This is a genomic window from Amycolatopsis japonica, from assembly GCF_000732925.1.
In the GTDB taxonomy this organism is placed as follows: Bacteria; Actinomycetota; Actinomycetes; order Mycobacteriales; family Pseudonocardiaceae; genus Amycolatopsis; species Amycolatopsis japonica.
Window position 1 is genome coordinate 1,458,869 of the sequence record NZ_CP008953.1, and the last position, 14,339, is coordinate 1,473,207.

14 protein-coding genes are annotated in these 14,339 nt (G+C 64.6%); 7 read left to right on the forward strand and 7 right to left on the reverse strand.

What is annotated here, in order from left to right; all coding sequences use genetic code 11:
- Positions 1–27 precede the first annotated feature (27 nt).
- The 5 genes from AJAP_RS07200 to AJAP_RS07215 form a co-directional block, all read right to left on the reverse strand.
- Positions 28–354: a hypothetical protein gene (locus AJAP_RS07200; RefSeq protein ID WP_038509144.1), complete on the reverse strand. Its 327-nt coding sequence runs from the start codon at positions 352–354 to the stop codon at positions 28–30.
- 75 nt (positions 355–429) lie between these two features.
- Positions 430–1,338 (reverse strand): S1 family peptidase, encoded by a 909-nt coding sequence (locus AJAP_RS07205; protein ID WP_228694881.1) that lies wholly within the window; start codon positions 1,336–1,338, stop codon positions 430–432.
- A gap of 833 nt (positions 1,339–2,171) precedes the next feature.
- Positions 2,172–2,579: an NUDIX domain-containing protein gene (locus AJAP_RS07210; protein WP_051972372.1), complete on the reverse strand. Its 408-nt coding sequence runs from the start codon at positions 2,577–2,579 to the stop codon at positions 2,172–2,174.
- A 192-nt stretch (positions 2,580–2,771) separates the two neighbouring features.
- Positions 2,772–3,083, reverse strand: coding sequence for a helix-turn-helix domain-containing protein (locus AJAP_RS45310; RefSeq protein WP_148311469.1), 312 nt, complete (start codon positions 3,081–3,083; stop codon positions 2,772–2,774).
- A 412-nt stretch (positions 3,084–3,495) separates the two neighbouring features.
- Positions 3,496–4,101, reverse strand: coding sequence for an RNA polymerase sigma factor (locus AJAP_RS07215; protein ID WP_038509148.1), 606 nt, complete (start codon positions 4,099–4,101; stop codon positions 3,496–3,498).
- 1,139 nt (positions 4,102–5,240) lie between these two features.
- Here AJAP_RS07215 and AJAP_RS44720 point away from each other — a divergent pair.
- Entirely contained in the window at positions 5,241–6,023 is a 783-nt protein-coding gene (locus tag AJAP_RS44720; RefSeq protein ID WP_228695043.1) for a tetratricopeptide repeat protein, read from the forward strand.
- A gap of 4 nt (positions 6,024–6,027) precedes the next feature.
- On the opposite strand, the gene AJAP_RS07225 is transcribed toward AJAP_RS44720, so the two are convergent.
- Positions 6,028–6,585, reverse strand: coding sequence for an NUDIX hydrolase (locus tag AJAP_RS07225; protein WP_038509150.1), 558 nt, complete (start codon positions 6,583–6,585; stop codon positions 6,028–6,030).
- A gap of 248 nt (positions 6,586–6,833) precedes the next feature.
- Between AJAP_RS07225 and AJAP_RS07230 the strand changes: the two genes are divergently transcribed.
- Entirely contained in the window at positions 6,834–9,524 is a 2,691-nt protein-coding gene (locus AJAP_RS07230; protein WP_038509151.1) for an MFS transporter, read from the forward strand.
- Between the two features lie 2 nt (positions 9,525–9,526).
- On the opposite strand, the gene AJAP_RS07235 is transcribed toward AJAP_RS07230, so the two are convergent.
- On the reverse strand, positions 9,527–9,910 hold the full coding sequence (locus tag AJAP_RS07235; protein ID WP_158509788.1) for a winged helix-turn-helix transcriptional regulator: 384 nt from the start codon (positions 9,908–9,910) through the stop codon (positions 9,527–9,529).
- Between the two features lie 444 nt (positions 9,911–10,354).
- On the opposite strand from AJAP_RS07235, the gene AJAP_RS07240 reads away from it, so the two are divergent.
- From AJAP_RS07240 to AJAP_RS07260, 5 genes are all read left to right on the forward strand, one after another.
- On the forward strand, positions 10,355–10,996 hold the full coding sequence (locus tag AJAP_RS07240) for an A24 family peptidase (protein WP_038509154.1): 642 nt from the start codon (positions 10,355–10,357) through the stop codon (positions 10,994–10,996).
- 67 nt (positions 10,997–11,063) lie between these two features.
- Positions 11,064–11,615 (forward strand): hypothetical protein, encoded by a 552-nt coding sequence (locus AJAP_RS07245; protein ID WP_148311471.1) that lies wholly within the window; start codon positions 11,064–11,066, stop codon positions 11,613–11,615.
- Between the two features lie 767 nt (positions 11,616–12,382).
- Entirely contained in the window at positions 12,383–12,568 is a 186-nt protein-coding gene (locus AJAP_RS44725) for a hypothetical protein (RefSeq protein WP_228694882.1), read from the forward strand.
- Between the two features lie 78 nt (positions 12,569–12,646).
- A complete protein-coding gene (locus tag AJAP_RS07255) occupies positions 12,647–13,348 on the forward strand; it encodes an SAF domain-containing protein (protein ID WP_038509157.1) in 702 nt (233 codons plus the stop codon).
- A 41-nt stretch (positions 13,349–13,389) separates the two neighbouring features.
- Complete coding sequence (locus AJAP_RS07260) at positions 13,390–14,217, forward strand: hypothetical protein (protein WP_038522577.1); 828 nt, start codon at positions 13,390–13,392, stop codon at positions 14,215–14,217.
- Positions 14,218–14,339 lie beyond the last annotated feature (122 nt).

Below are 14,339 nucleotides of genomic sequence, written 5' to 3' on the forward strand. Positions count from 1 at the left end.
CTGTAGCGAGTCGGCGCGGAACTTTTCTCACTCGTGCGGTGACGAGGTCGGGTGGAGGGCCGGTGGGAGAGCCACGCTGACGATCACGGTGGTTGTCCCGGCCAGCCGGTGGACGAACGCCTGTCTCTGACGCTCCCCGTTCAGCGCGGCCGGTTTCACGGCGTCGAGGACGTCGTAGAGTGCGCCGACGATCTCGTCGGGCTGGTCGCTTCCGCGTAGGTGGCGGTCAAGGAGGTCAGCCGAGACTCCGCTGAGGGTCACGGCAATCGAGTTGCCGAGGAACAGAGGTTCGGCTTCGGCGGTCGTCGCGTCGGTACCATCGGAGACCATCTCCAGCGCAGGTCTTTCGTTCATCTCGTCCTCCGTTCGTCGGTCAGTCAGTCGGGGTGCGCCGCACCCGGCCGCCAGCCGGGTGCGGCGCAAGTTGAACTACGCGCCCATGGGAAGACCGCGAGCCGTGTCGTAGATGAAGCCACGGAAGTACGGCGAACTCGTGTAGACGGTCGGAGCCGCACCCGGATAGGGCGAGCCCGCGCGGCTGGCGCCGCCGACCAGCTGAGGCACGCCACCGACGTACTTCACAGCGGGGCCGCCGGAATCGCCGGCACCAGGGCCGTCCGTGCCATTCGGGTTACCGGTGCAGGTCTCCCCGGCGGACTGCCCGGCGTCCGCGCAGCGGGAGGGCGGGATCACCCTGGTGGAGAGCTGCTGCAACTGCGTCGGAATGGTGGGCGTGGGGTCCGGTGTGTCGTCGCCCCAGCCGAAGAGCTCCACGCGGTCGCCCGGCTTTGCCGCACGCGGTGCGAGCTGGATCGGCTGGAGGTTCACGACGTGGTCGAGCTGCACCATGGCCATGTCGCACGTGACGGGTTCATCCGGCTGCGGGAGCGCGACCTTGCACTTGTGTCCGCCCGGAGAGTTCCAGTCCCAGCCCGGGTTCACCACGATCCGCTTGACCACGGCGGTCTCGCCGCCCTGGGTACGGTCGTGGGAGCCAATGCGCACGGAGAAGCGCTTGGCCTTGGTCGGGATAGGTAGGCCGCCGTTACGGAAATGCAGGCTGCTGCTGGTCTTCTCCGCTTCTTCGGGCGGGTCGGTGACGCAGTGCGCGTTCGTGGCGACCCAGTCCCGGAAGACCAGGGCGCCTCCGCACGTGTGCCGCGCTTCGGCGATTCCGTAGTCCGGGGCGGTGTACTGGAGCGACGCCATCCACGGCGTGGAAACCGTGGCGGGGTGCCCGCCCACGATGTACGGCTGGACGTCCGCGCTCGCCACGCCCGCACCTGCCGTAGCGGCGAACGCGAGACCGGTTGCGGCGGCTAGGAGTTTGATTCTCAACAGTTCTCTTTTCCTTGTGTGTTAACAGAACTCCGGCTGTCTGGCTATGCCGGAGGCCTTGATGACCGGGGTGAGACCCGGTCAGTCCTGTGGTGAGGAAGTTGGCCGTGAAAAAGGCCTTGTGCTCTAGAGTGAAGGCGATGACGGCCGGTGCTGACTACCTTCTGCGGCTTGGGCTGCGTCCGATCAGGGAACTGATCTGCGATCTCCAATGGCTTCCCGAGGTCGCCCCTGACTCTTGGCATCTGCTGCGTGGTCTCTGTTCCCAGCGCGCACATCTCCTGCCACATCTCGAAAGCCTCGTCCCGCCAATACTTGGCGTCTTCGTGAACGTCTTGAACCCTGCGCAATGCCCTGTGTGCAATGAACCCGGCGCCGGCAAGTGAAACAAGCGCACCAAGTGCGGGGAAGAAGAACACGGCGAAGGCAGCGAACGCATCCTGATCAAACCCCTTAGTCATCGCTCCACCCAGGTGTGAATTGAACGCGCGCCCGTCTTCCGGAAAGTGATACGCAGGCAGGCCTTCGGTGCAGCGTCACCCAGTTCGAGTGATCCTGCCGGAGGCTTACCGATGAGGTAGACGAAGGAAACATGAAGTTTAGGTTGCTTCCGAGATGTCTGGCTCGTCCTTGGATTCGCCAACGTTTGGCGTCCGAAGGTCCTCGGTTCCGCAGGGGAAATGTGCTGGCTATTAGTCGGATTCATCGGTTTCCTTGCCTGTCCGCGTGGCGACGGCGATGCTAGTCAGGTCGGCATTCGGTTCGTTGGTATCACGCTCTCTGAATTCAGGTTAGGGCGACGGATCGCCTTGTTGGCTGTGTGTGCTGATGTGTCAGGGTGACCATGCCCACCATGGAATATTCGACGACAGGTTTCCGGTCAGAATCGCATCTCTGATCGCGGTTGGTCGCAATAGGATGAGATCTGGCTCGTTGGCCCACCAGTGCATACAGGGAAAGCGGTCGGAGATGGTGCTGAGGTCAGGAAGTATGACGTCGAACAGGAAGGCGGCTTCGGATGCCGAGTCCTGCGACGATTTCCTGTCGACCTCGTGCTCTATCACTGAACAGAACTCCATGCTGGCCACGGTTGTCCCGAGTTGATCGAACATGAGGCGCTGAAGTGCGTGCTCGATCGGCTCGCCGCTGCGGACGGGGCCTCCAGGAAGGACGTGGCTTCCGCTGTCGTTTGCAATGAGCAGGATTTGCTCGTGGCGGCCGATCAAGGCGTAGGCGCTCACCCGCGGTCCTGGTGCGTCATCGCCTGGGCTCATGGCAGGGCCCGCGGCCTCTTTGTGTGGAAGCCGGTCTTGATCGGAAATAGGCGGCAACTCAGGCCTTCGATGGGCATCCATCGCATGCTCTTTTCAGGATGAGTGGCGGTTCGACAATCAGGCATGGTCAAGCGCGGCAGTGTTGGCCTCAGGGCTTCGTTAGAAATGCTCGCGTTGCTGCAGCCAGCGGGTGATCGTGCTCCGAGACCGCCCAAGCTGGATGGCGATCAAGCGGATCGGCAAGCCTTGAGCGCGCCGCTCGATGGCTTCCCAGACTTGGTGAGGTCGCCGCCCGTCTCGGTGCGTCGACATCCGGAGATCCCCAAGCAAAGAGGAGTTCTTCGTCCAGTCTGGATCCACGGCATGGCTGCTCAACTCGTGGTGGCATGTGGCGATCTGGCGACCGATCGTCGGCCATCTCGAACCGAGCACTGACTTTGCAGTACGCGATTGGTGTGCAGGAAAGGACATCTTGATTCCTCATCTTGCGCCGCGGTAGATGCAGGGTGAATCAGGACAGGAGACCGGGGTTGGGCGGCGTGAGCCTTACAACGTCAGCGGAAGTCCGAAGTAGAGTCTCCCCGCGAGGTAGGCGAGGACGAACGCGCTGCCGATGATGACGCCGCCGCCAACCAGTAAGAGAAAAAAGCCGAGATAGCTGACGTGGCCATGTTTTGAACTGGTTGAAAGGAGTCGAGAGGTAACGTGTGCGTGACGTCCCGTGGGCATCGGCAGCCCTCCTCAGGCTGAGGGTGGTGTTCGGTGCGGTGAAAGGGCGGGGTGAGAGGAGATCAATGGATCGTTGGTGGCAGCCGAGCTGTTGGAGGCTAGGTCTCGATTGCCTTCCTTGGTGATGCAGGGCCTGCGGCACACCCGCCGGACGTCAAGCGGCGTCGGGTAACTCGGCGTAGCTGGCTCTCAGGCCGCGGCGAGCGCGGAGGGCAAGTGCGTGGGTAGCGTTGGGCGTCCGTCCGATGATCGCGGCCACGTCGGCTATGGGCCGCTCATCGATTACGGTGAGTTTGAGGACCTGGCGCCAGGATTCAGGAAGACGGAGAAAGGCATGGGTCGCTCGACTGCGTTCCAAGTGTGACTGGATTCGCTCCTGGATTATCGTGGCCGGCGACAAATCTGTGTCTTGCGTGAATTTGTCGATATTGTCGACAAACTTCAAGTGATGGCTATTGCGGTAGTCATGAATAGCTATGTTTCGGACTGTGGCCATCAGATAATTTCCGAAGTCGTTACGCGGCCCCCGGCATTCGAGCAACATTAGGTAGATGTTGATAAACGCATCGGCGGCAACGTCTTCCGCGGTAGCGTCGCACCTGGTGAGACGTCGAGCGTAGCGCAGGGCGGTGAGCCAGTGGCGCGTATAGAGTGCACTGTAGGCGGTGGCGTCGCCTGCGCGGACCGCGGCTACGAGGTCGGCATCGGCAGTAAATCCGGAGTTCATGGTAATCGAGTTATGAAAGTCGGTTTCAAGCATCGCTGTTTCGCCTTCGAAATCACTGGGCGCTGGAAAGCTTTGGTATTCGACGTGGAACGGCGGCAGGAGTGAACGGAATGAGCACGTACTCCCGCCGCCTGGCTTCGGGCGGCAGGCTGAGAGGAAGCCCGGCGAGGGGGCAGGCGCCGGGGTCCCTCTCAGCCTGCCGCACGCGCACATGGTTGGCGTGCCGCGAGAGGGCGGTCATGACGGTCAGGGTGCCCGCTCGTAGCTTCGGTTCTCGGCTGCTTGGTCGTCGATCGGGCGGTCGACGCCCGGAGCAGTGTTGCTACCGTAAGTAACTCGATGCATGTACTGAGTGTCTGCCCGTGGTCTTCGGGGCGAAACGACAAAGATGTATGGAATCTGCTGGTAGACGGCCATGGTCGTCGGATTCCATACATGGAAGGTATGGAATCCGATGACACTGAGTGTCGGGTCGCATACACTGAGGTTGAGAATCGACGGGGGTGACCATCGTGCAAGAGGGAGTGCGCAAGTGTGAGGCGTGCGGTGCGCGCCTGGCTCGCGATCGCGTGAGCAAGCACTGCGGACCATGCATTCGTCGGCTGGTCTCTCACGAAGCGCCGACGCGGCCGGAGTCCTTCTGGCAGGCTGAGGGCATCCGCGCTGCATTTGAGGCGCGTCATTTTGGTCGGCTCATTGCTGCATATCGCAAGGAGTGCACGCCGCATGTCTCGCAAGCGGCGCTCGGCCGATGGCTTGGGCTTGCGCAAGCACATGTGAGCCGGCTCGAGGCGCCAGATGCTCGGCCGCCTGGCAATCTGCATAGCCTCGAACGGTGGGCGGAGGCACTTCGTGTCCCACCCGCGCTCTTGTGGTTCAAGGTTTCCTATACACACGAAGCATCGGCAGACGTGGAGCGGAAAGCTAATCTCGACGACGTGCAACGGAGACAATTCTTCAAGGCTGCGGGCGCAGGCGCGACAGCCGTTGGTGCGTCCCTTCTCGGTGTGACCCCCGCGTCGGCGTCAGTTTCGCCGAAACCCAGAAGTAGCGACGTCGACCTTGTTCGGGACATGACGGCGACGTTCCGGCGACTCGACAATCGGTACGGCGGCGGTCACAGCAAAGCGACGTCGACAACCACCAGGTACTTGACTTCCACCGTCACGCCGATGCTGAACGACACGAGTAAGAGTGCGGCAGAGCGTGAAGTACTGTTCGGAGCAGCTGCCGAGCTGCACCAGGTTGTCGGCTGGATCGCATACGACATCGGCAACGCAGGAGAAGGCCAGCGATACCTGCGTGAAGCGTTGAAGTTGGCGCAGGACGCCGGCGACGATGCGCTTGAAGCCGAAATGCTGGCGGCGATGAGTCATCACGCTGCGTTCAACCAGGCCCATGGGGTCGCCGTCGATATGGCGTTGGCCGCTAGGAGGACGGCGAAACGATCCGGCCTCGTGGCCTTGCAAGCCGAGGCCGCGGTACTGGAAGCACACGGTCACGCGCTGCAGGCGAACACTTCTGCTTGCTTCGCAGCGCTTCGCGATGCGGAAAGTGCCTTCGAGCGGTTCGTGCCGGGCTCGGGACCGACGTGGTTGACCTATTTCGACAACGCCTACCTAGCGGCCAAGTTCGCGCACACGTTCCGTGACCTCGGGCGTCCGGTCGAAGCCGAGCGATTTGCCCGGCAGTCATTGGGCATGAGCGATGGATACGAGCGCGGAAGGCTCTTCAACACCGCGCTTCTCGCGTCAACGTTGGCCGATCAAGGGCGTCTTGACGAAGCCTGCAAGGTCGCCGCGACGGCGGTGAAGATGAGTGAGGACGTCCGGTCGGTTCGCGGTGGCGCCTATCTCGCCGATGTTGGACGTCGCCTTGCAGTGCATCGCGGCGACCGACGCGTGCGATCGCTGTACACCCAGATGACCGCGGCAGGTGTCCCTACTCCAGTATGAAGGGTCAACGATGGAACGCGAGAACGTGAAGTAACGCGACCTGGGACGCCGCGCCGACGATCTCGCCCTTGGCGATGCGGTCGCGTATGGAGTCGAGTTCGATCCAAGCTACGCGCTCAGCCTCGTTGATGTCTTCGGGCTCACCGACATATTCGGCTCCTCGAGCGACGTACAGGAGGTTCTCGGCGTCGGCGCTACCGACCATGGGTTGCAATGAGCCGAGAGGCTCGACGTCGAGTGGCCGCCAGCCCGTTTCCTCCTCGACTTCACGGGCCGCGGTCTTCGCGGGATCTTCGTTAGGGTCGGCGTAGCCGCCGGGCAGCTCCCACACCCATCGGTCGATGATGAACCGATGACGCCACATCATGAGCACGCGGTCTTGATCGTCGAGGACGGCCATCATGGCCGCCTTGGGAATGCGTAACACGTACTGCTCGAACGTCACACCGTCGGGCAGTTCGACGGAAGCGATACTCAGTCGTAGGCGACGCGTGTCGTCGACGAGTCGCTCCCCGTGGATCTTCCAGCGTGTAAGTTCGTGCCCGTTGGGTTCGGTAGCCACGTGGACAGATCCTACGGCGGATCGCCGTCGAAGCAGCATGGGTTGGTCGGCCGCGGCGGCCCAGAACTCTGGGCCGCAACTAGCGACCACAAGCCGTCGCGGTAACCATGTGTAGTCTGCATGGTACTTCCGAGTGAACCTAACTTGCGAAGAGCGATCTCTTCCCGGTTCCCACCTACCGTAGCTGTCGGGATACTCGCTGTGGTAGCGGTAAGGGGGCCGCTGCTTTGAGGGTTGCGGGGGAGGGAATGGCTGAGCAGGGCAAGTCTGGCTTTTCAATGCCGCTACGCGTGCGTGAGTTCCGCTCGCTGTGGATAGCCGAGTTGGTGTCGATCGTCGGCGACCAGGTCGCTCGCGTGGCGCTGTCGCTGATGGTGTTCGCCCAGACCTCTTCCGCGGTTTTGACCGCTTTGACGTACGGCCTGACCTTTGTGCCTTCAGTCGCGGGCGGGTTTCTCCTCTCCGGTCTGGCCGACCGCTTTCCCCGTCGGACAGTGATCGTTGTCGCCGATATCGTGCGCGCGGTTTTGGCTTCGCTGATGGCGATTCCGACCATGTCGCTGCCCGCGTTGTGGGTATGCGTGGGTTTGCTGAGTGTCGTGGCAGGCCCATTCAAGGCAGCTCACATGTCGCTGATACCGCAGATCCTCGCGCGCGATGACGAGTACGCGGCGGGCGTGGCTCTTCGGCAGTTCACTACCCAGGCTGCTCAGCTCGCTGGTTTCGCAGGTGGCGGGTTGCTGTTGGTCGTCGTTGAGCCACACGTTGGCATGCTTCTGAACTCGGCGACGTTCCTGTGCAGCGCAGTCCTGGTCCTCGCAGGAGTTCGTGCGCGGCCGGCCGCTCGGGGGCAATCGGCGGCCGGTGAACATCGTTCGGGCGACCTTGGTCACCGTGGCGAACTCGCCGTCCTTTTCGGGCTGGCATGCCTCCTTGGCCTGTACATCGTGCCGGAGGGGCTGGCCGTTCCGTACGCGAGCGAGCTGGGTATCGCCGCTTGGGGTGTGGGTCTTCTCCTGGCGGCCGATCCTGCCGGAAGTGCGATCGGTGCCTGGCTCACGACTCGCATACGGATTCCGACTTCACCGTTCGCCGCTATCGTGCTCGCGGCTGTGGCCGGCCTCGCCCTCGTGGTCTGCGGCCTCGGGCCTGGGCTTCCAGTATCCGTAGCACTCTGGGCACTCTCGGGGGCACTCTCCACTGCCTACCTCATCCAGACGCAGACGATGGTCGTCGGGGTGGTTCCGGATCGGCACCTCGGTCGGGTGATGGGCCGGATGGCCACCTGTATGTACTGCTCGCAGGGCATCGCCGTGGTTCTTGCGGGGCTCGCTGCGGAGTCGATTGGCTCCTTCCGCGCAGTCGCGGGTGCGGGGCTGATCGCCGCTGTTCTGGCGTTGGCACTCCTCGGTATGTGGAACTGGACCGGCTCCCGGCGAAGGCGCGGGAACCGGTCCGAACGTGTTGCGGATTCACCTCACCATTCCTTTCCGGCCACGACGAGCACCTCCTCCCAGGAAACGGACTGCGCGGACGGATCGCCGACGGAGGCGGGAGCAACGCCAACCGCGGTTGGACCGTCCGGGGACGCAAGCGCAGCCAGTATGAAGGGTGAGGATCACAGGACGAGCGGTCGGGCGCGCAGTGTAGTCAGGCGCAACCGAAGAGCGACGAAGGCAAGACTCTTCGCCTTGCGGCCTCGCGTGGTCGCCTTCGTCGTTGGCGTTGTGACAGCTGCGGTCGTCACGACGGTCGTGGTGGCCGTCAACAGCTCGGTTACCTTGACGGGCTGGATCGAATTCGGAGTACTGCTCGCTGCAGGGCTGGTCGTCGCGGAAGCGACGCGATACATCGAACGCATTCGCAGGCAGCTTTCGGATACGCCGCATGTCAACATGAGCTCGGTTTCGATCCTGGCCGTGACGATGTTGGCCGGCCCGGCTCTCGGCGCAGCCGCGGTCGTCCTCCTGTACCTGCACTTGTGGTGGAGAACGTGGCGCTGGACCTCCGGCGTCCCGATCTATCGGGCGGTATTCAACGCCAGTGTGATGATCTTGTCGGTATATGCGGCGTGGATCGTCGTCCACGCGGTTCCGCACGGTCAGATCCTGGATATCGTCCGACCGCAGGACCTGATCGGGCCGGCGCTGGTCATCGCGACATTCTGGACGATGAACTCAGTGCTTGTCGGCGCGGTGATCGCACTGGAGGACGGCGAACGGTCGTGGGCACGTCTGCTCGGCAGTTGGAGCGACAACGCCTTGGAGATCGTCACGCTGTGCATCGGTGTCCTGACCGCCGCCTTGATGATCTGGCGGCCGTGGCTGATCGCGTTCGTGCTGCCGACCGTCTACGTGCTGCACCGCAGCGTCCTCGTCAAGCACCTCGAGCAAGCAGCGACCACGGACCGGAAGACTGGCCTCCTCAACGCGACCAGCTGGCGAAGCCTCTCTGAACGTGCGTTCGGCAAGGCCCAGCGGTACCGGACATCGGTTGCGGTGCTGATGCTCGATCTCGACAGTTTCAAGCGCATCAACGACACCCATGGTCACCTTGTCGGCGACCGGGTGCTTCAAGCCGTCGCTGACACCGTCCGGCGTCAGGTCCGCGCATACGACCTGACCGGACGCTTCGGCGGCGAAGAGTTCGTCATTCTCCTGCCGGACGCGGCGGTTGACGACGCCGTCAACGTCGCCGAGCGGATCTGCGCGGCCGTTCGAGCGCTCAGCTTCGGCGAAGAGGGCGAGCGGCTAGCCGAACTTCGAGTCAGTGTGTCGATCGGCGTCGCACAGTATCCCGGCGTTGGACAGGACCTCGAAGAGTTACTTCTCGCCGCGGACAACGCGATGTTCGCGGCCAAGCAGGCGGGGCGCGACCGTGTCTGTGTGGTCAAGGGTGCACCGCCATCATCGCGGGTTCCGCAGGCTGACCATCGCTGACGTCAGTCGACCCGGACGGCGGCGTGGTCGTCCTGATCCTCGTACTCCTGAGCCCATTCGACGAGTGGACGAACTGCTCGAAGGAGGGCTCGGCCCTTAGAAGTCAGCTCGTAAACGGAGACACCCGAGCGCCGCGGATCCGAGAGTTTGTTGATCAAGCAGTGTGCTTGCGCTCTCTTCAGGGTGTCCGTGAAGACTCGATCTGACAGCGGGGCCCGTCCGCCTCCGCCCGGACGATGCTCGGCCGTGTTGACCGCCGTCAGCAGTTCCTTGTACGGCAGCTCTCCGAGCGCGAGCGCGGCGAGGACGGAGATCGTCCACTGCCCGCGGAGAATCGAGACGGCATCATTCACTCTTTGCTGATACGAGATGTTCTCCCCACCCATACCTTCAGCTAACACGACTCGGCGGCTCCGCATGTGGGAAACGTCGAGTCGGTCGGTCACCTGCACCAAACGGGTGAAAGGTGGCCTACTGAGCCCACACTCACCCGAGTACTTACCTTGCGCTCAGTCGGCCCCGTGGGTGTACGTGTTGATCTCAACCAGGAAAGGACTCCCTGGTGACGCAAGAGGAGCGCGGTCGGTCAACTGGGTGTGGCAAGCCAGCGGAGGAACGCATTTCGGGCCCGCCCATTCAGTTGGCCGCCGTTCAACAGTTTCGATCCAGAGAGTCATCGTCGCTCCAGCGAGACTAAGGCAGGTGCCGTTAACCCCGGCATGAGCGATGAGAGGAGGCGAGAGCAATGGCGGCCGACAACTCGTGGGACGACACGGTGCTAGTACGAACTGATCACCGAATTTGCTTTCCGGCTCGGTCGGGAGGATCTCGTGGGTTCGATCATGGTGGTCGCCGTCGGTACGGGAAGTTTCGTCGCGGGTCCCGCAATGCTCGCGGCCGCGAAGCGCACCACGGGCACGGCTCTGATGGCCGGGCTCTGGACACAGGTCGCGTCCGCGGTCGCGATGTCGGCCGCGACGGTGGCGGCGAGCTGGATCGGCTGGCTTCGGCTGGGCGCGACGCCGAGCTGGCTGGTGTGGTGCTGGGTCTGCGCGCTGGGAGTTGGTCTCGCGCTCACGGATCTCCGCTGCCGACGGCTTCCTTTCCCGATGGTGATGGCGCTGGCGGGCGGTTGCGTGGTTCTCTTCTTCGGCACTGCGCTCATGGACGGAGACTGGCCGAGATTCGGCTTTGCCTGCGCGGCTGCCTTGGTCGCGTACGGTCTCGCGTCTCTGGTCCAGCTCTGCGCGCCGGACCACACGGGAGGAGGCGATACGGCACTGTACGGCGCTCTCACAATGTTCCTCGGATGGTTCGGATGGGACTGCTTACTGCGGGGCCTGCTATTCGCCAGCGGACTCACCGCGGTGGTCGCCCTCGTAGTCGCGGTGTCGTCCAAGAGCATGAACTCCACGTTCGCCGCCGGTCCGTCGCTGCTCGGCGGAGCGTTGTTGAGCGTCGTCGTGGCATAGACAGATCGGTGACCGCGCTTGGACGGAATGGTCGCGCATGGACTCGGCCGGCTTTGGGGAGGAAATCGTGAGCAAACTCAGTACTCGGCGAGCACTGCCAGCTGTTCTGGCCGGAGCGGCGGTGCTGCTGTTGGTGGGCTGCAGCGGCGGCACCGACCAGGTTTCGCCGTCGTCACCGAATCTGTCCGCGCCGCCTCAGGAGGCGAGTTCTGCGGGCCACGACGAGCGGTCAGCGGTCGAGGCGGCCTACTCCGCTTTCTGGTCCCGGACCCTCCAGACCGACGACGAGCCCGAAGACAGCTGGCGTGCCGCGATGGCGGCGGTGGCGGTGGATCCCCAGCTCACCACGACGCTGAACGCGATGCGCGCTCAGAAGCAAGCCGGGATCAAGGTCTATGGCGACGTCACCGCGCGGATTCAATCGGTTCAGGTCGACGGCGCATCCGCCATAGTGAGGGATTGCCAGGACGCGTCGCGCACGGGGCAGGCGGATGCGGCGACCGGTGATCCGAAAACCGTCGGGGTGCCGAGGAACCCGGTGAGCGCCGACCTGAAGCGGGACAGCTCGGACGGCCGGTGGCGAGTCGCTAAGGTCGCGTTCCCCGGCGGGACATGCTGATGATCCGACGAGTAAGCACGCGTGCGACTTCGATGGGCCTAGCCTGCCTGATCGGAGGAACGGTCCTCGTCACGCCCCAAGCGCACGCCACGGTGCCACCGACCGCCGATGACGGTCAGGTCATCGTGGTGCCGGGCGACTCGTCGGGGCTTGTCGCTCCTCCGACGGTCGACATGGAGGCGCTGCGGCAGCGGGGACAGGCTCCTGTCCGGCCAGGCGGACCGGGAAGGAGACCATCGGGTCAGGACCGGCGGGCGGCAGCAGATAGCGGAGCACAGGCGCCGTCGGACGGGCTTCCTGCCGGTTGTTCGCTCGGCGGTTTCGGTGTTGGTGGTTCACCTGGCGTAGGTCGTGCAGGTGGCAGTGCGTTCGGGATCCGTTGTCTTCCCTCGCTTCCTGTCGACGAACTCGCGGCTTCAGGTGGACCGGCAGCTCCGCCTTTGCCGACGCCTGCGGAACTCGCTGCGCGCGCATTCGAGCAGCTGCGGTTGCCGTTGCCGGTTCCCCGGCACTCGCCGGACGTGCGGTTGCCCGGTGGTCGGACCGCCACGATCGTTGGGGAGAACACCTGGATCTGGACCGATCGAAGCGTGTGGAAACCGGCGGTCGAGCGGGTACAGGCCGGCCCGGTGTGGGCCGAAGTGACCGCGACACCGACGGGAATGACGTTCAACTCGGGGTCCGGCGGGTCGATGGCCTGTTCGGGGCCAGGGACGCCGTATGACCGGTCCCGTGGGTTGCATGCCGCCAGTCCCGATTGCGGTTTCGTGTACACCCGTAGTTCGGTCGGGCAGCCCAACGATCAGACCACCGCGGAGTGGGCGATCCAGTGGTCGGTGAGCTGGATCGGCTCGGACGGGACAGGCTCCGTCGGCGGCGACTTCCCGCTGATGCAGTCCCGGGCGAGAGCGACGTTCGCCGTCGCCGAGGTTCAGGCCCTGCGCGCGAAGTAGAACCGCGCTCTGCGAAAGAAATTGACGGCATTCTAGACGTCGTTAAGTCGCACTTAAGAATTGTGGAGGAATACCGCAATGGGTACCGCTTTGTCTTTTTCGCGCCCACCGAGAGCGCACGGCAGCGACCCGGCGTTCGCTGAACAACTCGGCGACGACGAGCCGCCGCGGGTGCCACGGCGACGGCGCTGGTGGTTGTTGGGGGTCGCGGTGGTGCTGGCCGCGGTCGTCGCGTTCGGCAACTACGCCCTGATCGCTGGGCAGGACGACCGTGTCGATGTCCTCGCGCTGACCCGTGAGGTGAGCTGGGGGCAGACGATCGGAGAGGGCGATCTCGGTGTGGTTAAGGCAGTGCCGGACCAGTCGCTGGCCTTCATCCCGGTCGGTGACAAAGCCAGGGTCGTGGGGCAGGTCGCGCGGTCGCTCCTTTCCGCCGGGACGGTGCTGGCGCCTGGGCAGCTGTCCGGGCAGCCGATCCCGGGGCCGGGAGAGCGGCTGGTTGGGCTTCCCGTGCGGCCGGGGCATCTACCAGCCCGTGGTCTGTCGGCTGGGGATTTGGTGCAGGTCACTCCGATCGCGGTCAGCAACGGGCCGGACGTTGGGCAGTCGCCGGCGAGCACGTCCGGTCCGTTTCGTGCGCGGGTGCTCGGCGTCGGCCCGCCGGATTCCACCGGCGCGGTGACGGTCGATGTCGTCGTCGTCGGCGCTGACGCCGCGCATGCCGCGACCAGTGCCTCCGCGGGGCAGGTCGTCCTGGTCCAGCTCGGGCCGGGCGCGTGAAAGAGACCGGCTGTCGAAAGGGATTGGTGAGAGAGATGGCGATGATCGCGATCGTGTCGGGGAAGGGATCGCCCGGCGGGACCACGTCGCTGGCCGCGTTGGCGGCGGCGTGGCCGGCGCCGGTGCTGCTGGCCGACTGCGACCCCGCCGGGGGTGACTTGGCACTGGGCTGGCTGGGGCATTGGGTGGTGAACGGGTTTCTCCGTACTGATGTCGGTGTGTTGTCACATTTCATCGCGACCCGGCACGCGACGGCAGGGGACCCAGGGTCGCTGATCGAGCACGTGCAGGCGGCGCCTCCGGCGCGGCATGTCGGCCTGCTGGCCGGGCTGAGTACACCGGGCCAGCACACCGCGGTCGGCACGGCCGGATGGACCCGACTGACCGTGGCGTTGGCCGCGTTCAAGACCGTGGCCGGGCATCCGGCTGACGCGCTGGTCGACCTGGGCCGTTTCAGCTCGGCGACACCGTGGCCGGTGCTGCTCGCGGCGGATCTCGTGCTGGTCGCGGTGCGCCCGACGCAGCGGCATGTGCTGGCCGCGCGTCCCGTTCTGGCCGAGCTCGCCGAGCGGATTCTGCCGCAACGGCTGGGGCTGGCCGTCTGCGCGACAACGCCCGCAGGCACCCGCGAAGTCCGCGTGGCGCTGGGACGGGAGGCCGCGGTGGAAGTCCCGATGGCCGCGCGGACGGCGGCGGTGTTCTCCGACGGCATCGACGGAGGAACGCCTCCGCACCGATCGCCACTGCTACGCACAGCGCGCCGCGTCGCGCGGCGCCTGCACGGCACCTACCACACCTACACGCCGAGCGAACCGCGCATTCCGGCCACTGCCGCACCCTTCCACCTACTTCCCGGAGGTGCACGATGACGTTGCCGCGCAACGGGTTCCGCCCTGCAGATGATCCAGCGACGCCGCCGTATCCCGTGACATTGCCGCCACCCCGCAGCAACTCGGCGGAACCCGCAACAGCGATACCGCGGACACCACCG